This window comes from Cnuibacter sp. UC19_7, from assembly GCF_042699995.1.
Classification (GTDB): Bacteria; Actinomycetota; Actinomycetes; order Actinomycetales; family Microbacteriaceae; genus Cnuibacter.
This window is the reverse complement of record NZ_CP170560.1, coordinates 2278776-2291008: the sequence shown is the minus strand read 5'-3', so window position 1 is coordinate 2291008 and position 12233 is coordinate 2278776. Positions and strand designations below refer to the sequence as shown.

Here is a 12233-nt window from a genome sequence, read left to right as displayed (position 1 = left end):
CCTTCAACGGAGAAACAGCGCTCAGCTCGACCCGAGCTGTGGATCCACCACCACGTCCGCCAAAAACGACCGTTCCTAGCACGTCTCCAGCGGCGCAGAGCACCTGAGGTCATGCACCTCGTTGCGGCCATGCCGCTGATATCGCCATTCCCCTGCCTACAAACCGAGGGTGCGCCAGGTGGACGCCTCCAGCGCCCTCCCAATGCGACTCCCACCACCGATTTCTCGCACGAGGAGACCCATGACCACCACCGCAGACCTTGCCTCGGAGTCACCCGAGGCAGCTCTTCCGCGCCAGCGCTCCACACGCGGCGGGGCCGTGATGACGTTCATCGCCCGCAACAACCTTTGGATCGCGCTGGTCGTGTTGGTTGGGGTGCTCATCTTGAGCTCAGAGTCGTTCAGGAACCCCGCAAATCTGAGCAACATCCTCATGCAGAACGCCATCATCGGGGTGGTCTCCATCGGGATGCTCGTGATGATGATCTCGGGAGGATTCGACCTTTCGGTCGGAGCGGCCGGAGGGGCTGTTGGGATGTTGACTGCATTCCTTTCGAACATCTGGGGCCTCCCGCTGGCCATCCTCGCGGGCGTTGTGCTCGGGATGCTCATCGGCCTGATCAACGGTGTGATCATCGCCCGGCTTCGTATCAACTCCTTCATCACCACATTCGCGATCGCCAGTGTGATTACCGGAATCATGTTTGTCTTGACCTCTGGTCAGTCTGTCGTCGGAGCGTCCGACGCGTTGACGGAGTTTGCGTTTCAGGACCTGGTCGGCATACCCGTCCTTTTTATCGCCTTCGTCGTCTTCGCCGTCCTGACGTCTCTTATCCTCACGCGAACTAAGTGGGGCCACTGGCTCTATAGCGTTGGAGCGAACCCGGAGGCCAGCTATCTGTCGGGGATTCCGGTACTCGCGGTCAAGGTCGCTGCATTCGTCTTCGGTGGCCTCGCCGTGGGGCTTGGGGGGATCTTCCTGCTCGGCCAGTCTGCGATTGGGCAACCCAATGCGGCCACCGGGTGGCCGCTTGATGCGATCGCGATCTGCGTTATTGCCGGTACGTCACTTTCCGGGGGGATAGGTCGAGTGAGCAACGTGGTGGCGGCGGTCTTGGTGCTCGGCGTCGTCAGCACGGGCATGAACCAGCTCGGAATCTCTCCCTACTGGCAGCCGGCCGTAACCGGAGCCATCATCCTCGTCGCCGTCATCGCGGACCAGCTCACCCGCAACCGCAGCCACGGCTGACTGCACCACATTGTCCACCTGCAATATCTCCTCGAAAGGCATCACAATGAAGTGGCGTACTACAACACAGCGACGCGCGGTCATTCCGGCCGCCGCAATTGCCGGCATCACGCTCACGGCGGCTCTCGCAGGCTGCAGCTCCGGGACGGCGAGCAACACGACAGGGGCCGCGGCAAGCGGTACGTGCTCGAATGTGACCGCGCTCGTCAATGACATCCAGAACCCCTGGAACGGCACCCTTGCCTCAGGCATGAAAACTAAGGCGGATGAGCTAGGCGTCAATCTGACCATCCAAAACGCGGGTGGCGTCGTCTCGGATCAGACATCTCAGCTCCAACAGGCAATCACCTCCAACCCCGACGGCATCCTGCTTCAGGCGACGGAGTCAACCGGCCTCGTCCCCGGCGTAAAGCTTGCAAATAAGGCCTCGGTCCCGGTTGTAACGGTGAACGCGAACATCGGAGAAGGGGCCGACGTGGTCACATTCGTCGGTGTCGATCAGAAGGATTACGGGATTGCGCTAGCCAAGTTGGTTGAGCAAGCGCTGCCGAACGGTGGCAAGGTCGCCATCATCCAGGGCGTCGTGGGCAACCCCGTCGAAATCGACCGGACGGAGGGGATCAATGAGACCTTCGCCGCCAACCCCTCCATCGACGTCGTAGCAACAGTCACCGATAGCTGGAACAACGCGGACAACCTCGCCGTTGTGCAGGACCTGTTGGCCAAATATCCCGCCGGGCAACTCGACGCGGTCGTCGCCGAAGGCCCCGAGATGTACGTCGGAGCTAAGTACGCCACCAGCATCGGCAGGACAGACGTGAAGTTCATCGCGGGCGACTTCCCCATTGAGGTGAAGGAGGCCATCGAGTCCGGTGACCTTTACGGCACGGTGCTCCAGGACGGGGCCACAATCGGTGCGCAGGCCGTCACGGATCTCTGCGCACATGTGGAAGGCAAATCGGTGCCGACCCCGACTGACTTTCTCGACCTGCCATCCATCACGTCAGAGAACGTCTCCCAGTACGACACAACTTGGAATTGGTGACCTGAGCTGGGTGGCGGCCAGCCCACCGGTCGCCACCCACGTATCGCCCGCACAGCGCGTCGCCGACACCAGTGCACAACCGCAGATACACAAGAGAAGAGGACTCCAGCATGCGTGCAGCTCGCTACCACGACCGCGAGGACATTCGCATCGAAGACGTCGATAGACCAACGCCTGGTCCTGGAGAGGTCGGTATCCGAGTCGCGTTCAACGGCATATGCGGCACTGACGTGCACGAATATTACTCGGGGCCAGCATGGGTTCCGGCCACGACCCATCCTCGTACCGGCGTCAGCCGACCCGTCATCCTCGGCCACGAGTTCTCGGGGACAGTGGAGGCGGTCGGCGAAGGCGCCGTCGGTGTGTCGATCGGTGATCGAGTCTGCGTGGAGACGGTCTATCCATGCGACAGCTGCGACAGATGCCTTGCAGGCATGCCGAATCTCTGCACTACCTTCGCCGTGCATGGCCTCTCGGGGCCCGGCGGCGGGCTCTCGGAGTTCACCGTTGTCAAGGACTTCATGGTCCACAAGCTCCCCGACAACGTGTCTCTCGAGCTGGGCGCGCTTGTCGAGCCCATGGCGGTGGCGACGCACGCAATCAATCGAGCTAGCCTCACTGAGGAGTCCAGAGTCGTAGTGTTCGGCGCCGGTCCCATCGGAATCGGTACCTTTCTCGGCCTTCGGTCACGGGATATCGACCATGTGATTATTGTCGAACCCAGCCCAGAACGTCGTGAAGCGATCACTCGGCTAGGGGCTGGAGTCGTCATAGACCCGCGTGACGCGGACGCAGACGAACAGATCAGACTTCACACCGGTGGTAGGGGCGCTGATGTCGCGTTCGAGTGCGCTGGAGTGGCACGCAGCTTCGTGAGCGCATGCTCTTCTGTGCGCGCCCGCGGACAGGTGGTGGTTGTGGCCACGTACGAGAGTGAGCCGCCATTTCCAGCGAGCACGATCCTCCTCAACGAGGTGGAGATCCTGGGCTGTCTCGCTTACGCGGGGCCCGACTTCGACGACACCATCGAAATGATGTCCAGAGGAGGGTTCGACACAACGGGCTGGGTCGACCACATACCGCTTCCGCAGCTCGTAGATGAGGGGATCAGACAGCTGCGCGGCGGTCGTGCCATGAAGATCCTGGTCGATATCGACGGCTCGTAATTGGTTCGAACCCACAATGCGCACGGCTCAACCCGGTCAAGGAAAGATGATGATTCAGACGACGCAAATTCCCTTTCGCGTTGAGATGCAGGCCATCTCTCAGACCTTCGGGACCACCCGAGTTCTTCATGCCGTCGACCTTCGGGTAGCGCCAGGTGAAGTTCACGCTCTGGTTGGTCAGAACGGCGCTGGGAAATCCACTTTGATGAAGATTCTCAGTGGGTTATACCCGGAGCATGAAGGTGTCATCAGAATCGATGGTGACGAGGTGGCCCTTGGCAGTCCCCGTGAGGCTCAGAGAAATGGTATCGGGATCATCCACCAGGAGCTGAGCCTCGTGCCCTCCTTGACAGTCGCTGAGAACATCCTGCTCGGCATCGAGCCTGGACGGCTCAGCTACAGTCGGAAAGCTACACAAGCAGCCGCATCGGCCGTGGTGGCAGGCGTGCCCATGTTGGCGGCTCTTCCACTCAACGCAACGGCTGGCAGCCTCAGCACCGGACTGCAGCAAAGGATCGAGATCGCCAAGGCACTCGCTCGCAATGTGAAAGTCCTTGTGATGGACGAGCCAACCGCCCGCTTATCCGGACCTGAGAGGATCGATCTAGGCAAGCTCATCAGGGAGCTTTCGGGTGCGGGCGTGTCCATCATCTATATCTCCCACTTCTTGGAGGAAGTTTTCGAGTACTGCAGCTCGCTCACCATCCTCCGCAATGGACGCGTCATCTCGCGTGGAGCTACATCTTCTTACACGATGTCTTCGCTGACACGCGACATGCTGGGAAGCGAACTCGCCGCGGAGGAGTACGAGGCGCTGCGCAGCCGCGAGGCACACCTCGCGGGCGCACCCATCGTAGAGTTCATGTCTGTCACGGGTACGCGGATTAGCGGAGTCAGCTTTGTGCTTCGCGAAGGGGAGGTTCTCGGACTGGCCGGCCTAGTCGGCTCGGGCAGAACGCGCATAGCCCGGACGCTTGCGGGCGCCGAGCCCGCCGTCTCAGGAGAGATCCGTCTCGACCGTCGTGCAGTCAAACTCCGCAATCCGCGCAGCGCCCTGAAGAGGGGGATCGTGATGCTCCCGGAGAACCGAAAGACCGAAGGCCTTATTGGGGGTGCCTCAGCCCAGGAGAACATGATCCTCAATGCCCTAGACCGAGGACTCTCCATAGCAGGGATTGTGCCACCCGGCCGAGCGCAAGCACTCGCCAAGGCGAAGTTCTCCGAACTCGAGATCCGGCCGCACACGCCGACGCTTTCAGCTGGCCGCTTCAGTGGCGGCAATCAGCAGAAGATTCTCCTTGCGCGAGCCCTGCTGGCTAAGCCGCGGGTTTTGATCATCGACCAACCGACAGCCGGGGTGGACGTCGGCACGAAAGCTCAGATTCACAGCCTTATCCGACGAGTCACACAAGAGGGGACAGCAGTCCTCATAGTCACGGATGACCTCGAAGAGATGGTCTCCCTGGCTGATGAGGTCCTCGTTGTACATGCCGGGAGGGTTAAGTCTCGTCATCCCCGGGAGAACCTCGACCGCGATCGACTTGTGGCGGCCATTTCGGACTGACGACCGTCATCGTGAGGGGACCGGTCTCGGGTTCGGGTGCCCTCTCTGCTCCTACGACGGACGCGGTGGAGGGACCAGGAAGGCGCTGCCATAGGGGCGAGGGCGATCTCACCGGCCCTGCTAGTGCAGTCGACCATTCGACGTCGGCTTAGATGGTGTCGTCGAGCTGGATCGTGTGTCTGGTGGCCGTGGTTCACCGGGGACGCTCGAGCACGATCCAGTCATCGACGCGGTCTTAGCAACGAACGACCGGAGGGCGGGCGATCACAGCGGCCCATGATCTCTGTTGGGGTCGGCTTTATGAAGACGACATAAAGCCACCTAAAGTCCAATTCCTTGTACTCGCCACAGCGCCGCCATACCGCGAGGGGTGCGATTCTCAGGTCTCGCCGCGCGGTGCTGGACGTTTATTAGACCCGATACCGGGCCTCGCAGGAGCCTGGAAAAGGTGCTGTTGACATAATATATATTATCAGCGCTCCTAAGCGGGCGATTTTCTATGGGTAAACGCAGAGTTACGTTCAGTCGTGAACTGCCGTGGGGAAACAGCGTGTCGTTCTAATACCCCGAATTCGTTACACCGACAGCCATGAGCCGAGCTTTACTGTTCGTGGAGATTTCGCGCGACACTGAACCGGCGGATCGCCACCCTCCATCAAGTTTCGGCCTGACTGCGTCCGTACCGGACGGACGTTAAACCGTCCCCGGCATGATCAACATCTTCCTTCCACACTCGAAAGGTAACGGCATCAAACCGGGGACGATTTATGCCCTGCGGTCGCCCCTCCTCCAATGAGAAGCCCGAGCTTGTGAGCGCCTTGTCGTTGCTCGATGATCAGCTCTGCTGTGCGCTTAGGGCCGTGGTATGAAGCCGGCGGCGGTGAGGTCGTATCCATGAGCGCCAGGGCTGCTCATGTCTTCAGCCTTCTCGGTGATCATTGACGCAAGCCATCGGCCGGCTTCTCGCAGTCCAGGGTTTGTGTACCCGAGGGCTTCGCTGGCTCCGCGTTTCAGCTCCGGCAACAGCGTGGCCAGGGCTTCTGAGCGGACTCTGAATCGGACAAATCGCCCGTCGTGGGTTCGGAACAGGACGGTCTCGTCTATGTCGTTGTTGTCGGAGTAGTCCTCGAAAGGGGCCAGCGAAAGCCGGGTCAGCTGCTGAAAGAGACTCAGGGCAGCTGGCCCGGCTTTCTTGTTCATGGTCCTACTATTCCACCGACGTCGACGGCCACGATGTGACGATGTTTTGGGTGGTCTTTCCTACAGCCACGTAGGCGATGAACGTGCGATGCGTCTCGGTGGTGTTGTCGTAGATCTCGATTGTGGTCGAGTACCTCCACGAGTTGGAGTCCGGTCGGTCGACGACGTTCAGCGGCCAGCCCAGCGTTTGGGGGAAGATGAACTCCTGCAAGAACGACTTCATGTTCGAGTCATCGATCGGCCCATGCGTGGCGGCGACGAGGCTTTGGTAGTCGGCCTTGTGTCCGTCGCTCCATACGTGGCGCCACCCGAACGCGCTCACTGCGCCGCTATTGCCGCACCGCAGAGGCGAACTGGCCTTCGGTGCCCCCACCGCGGGCCATGCCACGGTGGGGTACTCGCGGAGAATGAAATTGGTGTTGTATCCGGAGCACCCGGGCGCTTCGACCGCGGCAGCGGCCTGACTGCTGGACTGTTCCGGAGCTGTGATGCCGTTGGCGTCGCGTGAGGCTTGTTCAGCGGCGAAGATCGGGGCGGATTCTTCGGTCAGATGTTCGGCGGCCTTTACGGCCACCGCCGAACCGTCGGAATTGAGCGCCTCTGCGACCTCGTCAATGGAGCCGATCGCGTTGTAATCCGCGTCGAAGACCTCGCCATGAGCGATGTAGACGACGGAGTTGACGACATCATCGACAACCTCGCTGCTGATGTCAGACTCACCGGCCCAAGCCGGCAAGGGTGCCACCACGCCGAACACGAGCGCAGCTGTCGCGGACGCCGAGATTAGAACTCGTCTGGGAATCAATACGCGCACTGTCAATTTCCTCTCGTCAAGAGGCAGTGCAACTCGGGTCAGCCCAGATAGGGCCGGAACACCCCCCAAGTCCCTATTCTTAGCCTCAGTATTTTCTATGCGTCAAGCAAATTTTTTCTCGGTCGGCCATGTCAGCACCTTTTTTACCGGAGCGAAGAAGCCGATGCGCGTCAAGCGTGCTCGTCGATCGGTTGGGGCCGCAGATGCGGGTGGCGCTCCGCAAACCGCTTCATGCTTCCCGGCAGGCGCGCGAAGCGGCGGGTGCCGGACGAATCCCACGACCATTCCGACTAGGGGCCGCGTTCCCGCGAAGCGGCAGCGGTATCGCCTCATGATCCTTCGTCGACCAGTCGCGGCAGCGTCACCGGAGCGATCGGTTCCGCCTTCGCCTCCGCACGCCGGACCGCCCGATAGACCGTCGCCGGCGCCACCTTGTACCGGCCAGAGAGTTCAGCGATCGTGAAGTCCCCGGAGCGGTACTCGGCGACGAGGTGTCCCTCGATCGTCTCTGACAGCTTGGGCTTCTTGCCTCGTAGCCGGCCCTTGGCTTTGGCGACCCTCATGCCTTCGCGCGTGCGTGACCGGATGAGGTCGGCTTCGAACTCCGCCACCATCGCGAGTGCGTTGAACAACAGCCGTCCCGTCGGGTCGTGGTGATCGTGCACGCTCTCCCCGATCCGTAGCTTTACGCCCTTGCTTGTCAGTTCGTCGACGAGATCCCGGGCGTCCGGGACGGATCGGGCCAGACGGTCGAGCTTGGTGACCATGAACGTGTCGCCGTCTCGTGAAGCGGCGAGTGCTTCCCGGAGGGTAGGGCGGGCCCGGTTGGTGCCGGTCAGGCCGTGGTCGACGTAGAGGTTCTTCTCCTCGACCCCGGCCGCGAGGAGCGCGTCACGCTGCATGGTCGCGTCCTGCTTGTCGGTCGACACTCGGGCGTAGCCGATGAGGTGGTGTGCCACTCCCCTACTATGCCGTTCAGCACCCCTTCACCGAAGTATTCAGCGGGAGGGTCTTACGAGAGAACTCGAACCGCGCCATTCCTGTGAGCGGCTTCGCTCGGTGTCGCCCTTCTCGCAGCGTTCTATGGTCGTGATCGTCCCAATATCGTCGACAAGTTGAACCTCCGTGCGATCATCGCAGCATGACGCGATTTCTTGACGGAGAGCGACTAAATGGTCCGCACGTGGCCAGAATCAGCTCTCGCCCCCGCCGGATCGCTCGCCCAGTAAGCGCTGCGGACCCGGAAGCGTTGATGCCCATCCTTGAGCTCGAGTGTCAACTATGGGGCGGAGCTGCCAATGTGGTTTTACCCATCGATAGCGACGGTCAGATCCCAGGGATGTACCGGGATGTCCTGCCTGGATCGCAGATCGATGACGTAATTGGTCTCAACGACGACCCCAATATGTCACTGAAAGGCGAGATCGATCTCAACAGCGTTAGAGACGTCTCAAGATCGCAGCTGGCGGTGGGTCTGCTGCCGTTCCAGTCGACCGAAAAGACGGTGCCGCTGGAGGTGGCCGCACTCGACGAGAGCGACCCTTGGCGCGGCATCTATCTCACATGTCTTGGCTCATTGCCCGAGAAAATCGATTCTCAGCTCATAAGCTCTGGCAATTGGTTGCCGGAAATCGAGTACGCCGACTTCACGGAGCTCCGGCGAGTGAGCGCGACCGGATCGCTGGAAGATCTACTAGATCGGACCTGGCCAAAGGAGCGAGTAGTAACACCACGCCAGTTGTCGATGATCAATCTGTCGTACGCGGGGACGGCTAGCTCGTCGATTCGTTCCGACCGACCCGTCCTTCCGGACCCCTGGTTTGCGCGCTACGACGCAGGTCCAAACGTGCTTGTGGTGTGCTCTCCGGACTCGGTCGACGACCTCTCATTGCTTTGGAATCTTCGAGCCGCTCACGGAGATTTCTATGCCACGCCAATCGGAATTCCATCTGATGACTTATCGGTCTCTGCCGTGCAGAAGCTTATGTGGGGATCAGGGCTCGCTCGGCACGGATTATCGGCCAACACGTTGTATGTGACAAGTTGCAGCCTGTCCGTGAAGCAGATCATGGACGTGATCGGTGACATTCAAAACGTTTCCGTTCGCCCGCCGGCGGACATGCTGACGCTTGGCTCCGTCCTCGGGTTGAGCCGGGACGAAGTCTTGCTCTGGAACGACGGGAAGGCATCATTCCAGTCAATGGATGTTGCGAGGCACCCTGACATTCTGCAGCGACGCAATCTCAACGAAATGCTCATAATGCAACTTGACGTTTCGGTTGAGGACATGCCGCTACCTATCAGCGACGATTATCGAGTTGAACCCTGGAATGGCAGCTTCTATAACGGTGCACACACCAGTTGGTCATCTATCAGATCAAGCGACAAGATTGCGTCCGTCACCTGGCCTTCTCGTGGACTTGCGGCAGACAGCCTCGCCTCCACGAGAGACCTCAGACTGAGCGAATCTGCGCCCGGTATCGCCGCGCGAATATTCGTGGAGCGGCTAGGTGATCTCGACAGCGCCTACTTGTTGTGCCACGCACCCCTTCTCGGGCTGCTCGAATCTATGGCCGCCCGCCAAGGCTTCAATTGGTATAAGGACAGACTCAGGAAAGCTGGGATCGATGCGCATCCCGGGGACGCGGTTAGCTCATCCATCGACGACCTCCCAGAGAAGTCATTCCACGATTTCAAGCGCGTTCTCGGTAACAGCGATGCTGCGGCGAAGTATTGGCTTGCGTGGGCAGAAAGGTCGAGCGTTGTCATAAAGGGTTTTCCTGTGCAATGCCCCAGATGCGGCGCCAAGCAGTGGATTCCGGTCGGGAACTTTTCCCCTCCCGTAACCTGTCGAGGCTGTGCAGTTGAAATTGAATTCCCCTTTGGAGACCGGCCTTCGATCGATTTCAAGTACAGACTGACCGAACAAACCCGACGCGTCTACGAGATCGACGCCATGGGACATGTCCTGGCCGCTAGGTTCTTCAATTCAGTCTTCAGCTTTGGCTCGAAGAGTCAGCTGATTGGAGTGCATCCCGGTATGAGTGTCTTTTCGACTAGCGCAAAGAATGAAATTGGTGAAGCCGACCTACTAATTCTCACTCGGCGGGGCGAATTCATGCCGATTGAGGTCAAGCGCGCTGCCACAGGCCTCACTGAACCCGAACTCGCGAAACTTGACCTGCTCACCGTCGCACTGCGCTCCCCCTGGAGCGGGGTGGTCGCCTGTCAGTACTCCCGTGACACCGATGGCGCGCTTGATCCAATCGCCACGCGCAACCCGGACGGAACACATCTGCGCATGGCCCTAACCTACGATCACTTGCTACAGCCGCACGCAATGTGGACCCTCGGCGGCGATCCATTCGCCCGCCAATGCTTGGACGATGACGCGATAACGAAGCGCGAGAAGGACTTCATTGCTTCCCTCATCGGTCGAGCAAAAGACGCCGATACCGATTGGTTCACGTACTCAATGCTGCGGCAAAGGACTACACCTGAAACGGATTGATTCCGTGCCAAAGAGCGAACCTTGGCAGGGGTGGTTGTGCCAGCGCCCAGTAGGTCACCTGTCATGCGGTCGCGAAGGCTCAGCAACCCCCTACGCGGCAAGGCATGAAACTGGTATTCGCTCTCCTCCGCCCGTGTCGCATATTGCTTGCCTTACGAGACGTCTCGAAGAGACCAGCGGCGAAGGGCCGACGCCCGCAGGACTTTGCGTCCGGCAAATCTCGTAACTACGTGTTGCAACCTCACTCCCGCGGCCAGGTACGAGAGGTTAGTTACGAGACGGCAGGAAGGCGATTATGGCCAAGCTCATCGGGTACGCGCGAGTATCCACGCGACAGCAGTCCACGGACCGGCAGGAAGCGGACTTACTCGCTGCCGGCGTCCGCCGCGATGACCTCTACGTCGACCATGGCGTCTCCGGTGCTCGCGCCTCCCGACCGCAATTCGACCGCGCCCTCGCGGCGCTGGAACCGGGTGACACCCTTGTGATCACCACACTCGATCGGCTGGGTCGATCGACGCAAACATGCTGGCGCTAGCTGATGAGCTCCGCGGACGCGGCGCTGGCCTTCGAGTCCTTAACCTCGGCGGCGGCGATGTCGACACCTCTACCCCTATGGGGTCGATGGTTTTCACCATCATGGCGGCGCTCGCTCAGATGGAGCACGAGATCAAACGAGAACGCGTCACTGACTCCATCAGTAAAAGACGCGCCGCCGGCCAGGACCTCGGCGGTCGCCCCCAGCGTGTGACCGACAGTCAGATCCGCAGCGCCCTCCGACTCGTCGACGCAGGAACACCGGCAGCCCAGGTCGCCCGCGACCTCGGGATGTCCCGCGCTACGTACTACCGGAGATCACGACAGCTCACCCAAGGATGACGCACGACAGCGACAGATATCGCCGCGAAAAGCACGCCTCAAAGCGCTGCGGTTCACACGCCATTCCGCGACCGCTGGTCGGTTCGAAAACACTTCGTTCAGCGATCGGCTATCGGAATGGGGGGACTCGCGATTCAGAGACTGAATTGCGGGCGTGGCCACCGGTTGACGGCACCGTCGCGTGCCGGAAGGGTTGGGGCATGACCGTCTCAGCCGGCCCACCGTCACCAGCTACACAAGACGCGATCCTGCCGGGGGCTGCGATCATCGCGAGGATACGGTTCCTGCTGATCGTGGCCTCCGGCGCCGGGGTCGTGTACGGCGCGGTGATGAGGGCGAGTAGCGGATTCTGTCCCGGGGGTGTGCGCGGTGACGGTGGCTACACTGACGCCCACGGTCAAGCCACCACAGTTCCACCGAGTTGCATCACTCTCACGCTCGGCCCGAACCCCCTGGTCTTCGTCGCACTGGCCGTGATCGTCGTCGTCGCCGTCACTCGCATCCTGCGCCGGGCACAGACACAGCAGCACGCCATCCGCATAGCCAACAAAGCGGCGATCGTGGTCGTCGCTGTTGCGGCAGGCTCGCTCGTGATCGCCTACGTGTGGTTCGTGCTCATCCCGGTGCAGTCCTGGGTGCCCGACGAGCCCTACTTCTTCCTGTATCCGTTCCCGTTCGGGACCGTCGACACCATAATCAAGCCCCTCGGATAGGGCGAGGTGGCTCGCAGAGCGCCAGACCAACGTCAATGAACGATCGTCCTACATGCACGATCTCAATCATCATTAGGACGTTTAGCCCGGTT

9 protein-coding genes and 1 pseudogene are annotated in these 12233 nt (G+C 60.7%); 7 read left to right on the top strand and 3 right to left on the bottom strand.

The window, feature by feature from the left end; genetic code table 11:
- The first annotated feature begins 241 nt into the window (after positions 1-241).
- The 4 genes from ACFJGV_RS10905 to ACFJGV_RS10890 all read left to right on the top strand — a co-directional run bounded on the left by ACFJGV_RS10905 (position 242) and on the right by ACFJGV_RS10890 (position 5024).
- The gene (locus tag ACFJGV_RS10905; RefSeq protein WP_378143947.1) at positions 242-1249 is read left to right on the top strand and encodes an ABC transporter permease; all 1008 of its coding nucleotides are present in this window, start codon (positions 242-244) and stop codon (positions 1247-1249) included.
- Positions 1250-1295: 46 nt separating this feature from the next.
- Positions 1296-2294, top strand: coding sequence for a sugar ABC transporter substrate-binding protein (locus ACFJGV_RS10900; RefSeq protein ID WP_378143945.1), 999 nt, complete (start codon positions 1296-1298; stop codon positions 2292-2294).
- Between the two features lie 110 nt (positions 2295-2404).
- The gene (locus tag ACFJGV_RS10895; RefSeq protein ID WP_378143944.1) at positions 2405-3460 is read left to right on the top strand and encodes a 2,3-butanediol dehydrogenase; all 1056 of its coding nucleotides are present in this window, start codon (positions 2405-2407) and stop codon (positions 3458-3460) included.
- A gap of 49 nt (positions 3461-3509) precedes the next feature.
- On the top strand, positions 3510-5024 hold the full coding sequence (locus ACFJGV_RS10890; RefSeq protein WP_378143943.1) for a sugar ABC transporter ATP-binding protein: 1515 nt from the start codon (positions 3510-3512) through the stop codon (positions 5022-5024).
- Between the two features lie 852 nt (positions 5025-5876).
- Here ACFJGV_RS10890 and ACFJGV_RS10885 read toward each other — a convergent pair.
- The 3 genes from ACFJGV_RS10885 to ACFJGV_RS10875 all read right to left on the bottom strand — a co-directional run bounded on the left by ACFJGV_RS10885 (position 5877) and on the right by ACFJGV_RS10875 (position 7997).
- Positions 5877-6224, bottom strand: coding sequence for a hypothetical protein (locus tag ACFJGV_RS10885; RefSeq protein WP_378143942.1), 348 nt, complete (start codon positions 6222-6224; stop codon positions 5877-5879).
- A 7-nt stretch (positions 6225-6231) separates the two neighbouring features.
- Positions 6232-6981 carry a hypothetical protein gene (locus ACFJGV_RS10880; protein WP_378143941.1) on the bottom strand — a complete coding sequence of 250 codons (750 nt, stop codon included), beginning with the start codon at positions 6979-6981 and terminating at the stop codon, positions 6232-6234.
- A gap of 386 nt (positions 6982-7367) precedes the next feature.
- The gene (locus ACFJGV_RS10875) at positions 7368-7997 is read right to left on the bottom strand and encodes a recombinase family protein (protein ID WP_378143940.1); all 630 of its coding nucleotides are present in this window, start codon (positions 7995-7997) and stop codon (positions 7368-7370) included.
- Between the two features lie 293 nt (positions 7998-8290).
- Between ACFJGV_RS10875 and ACFJGV_RS10870 the strand changes: the two genes are divergently transcribed.
- The 3 genes and pseudogenes from ACFJGV_RS10870 (at position 8291) to ACFJGV_RS10860 (ending at position 12141) form a co-directional block, all read left to right on the top strand.
- Positions 8291-10549 (top strand): hypothetical protein, encoded by a 2259-nt coding sequence (locus tag ACFJGV_RS10870; RefSeq protein ID WP_378143939.1) that lies wholly within the window; start codon positions 8291-8293, stop codon positions 10547-10549.
- Positions 10550-10844: 295 nt separating this feature from the next.
- Positions 10845-11428, top strand: a pseudogene (locus tag ACFJGV_RS10865) (recombinase family protein).
- Between the two features lie 200 nt (positions 11429-11628).
- Positions 11629-12141, top strand: coding sequence for a hypothetical protein (locus ACFJGV_RS10860; protein ID WP_378143938.1), 513 nt, complete (start codon positions 11629-11631; stop codon positions 12139-12141).
- The last annotated feature ends 92 nt before the right edge of the window (positions 12142-12233 follow it).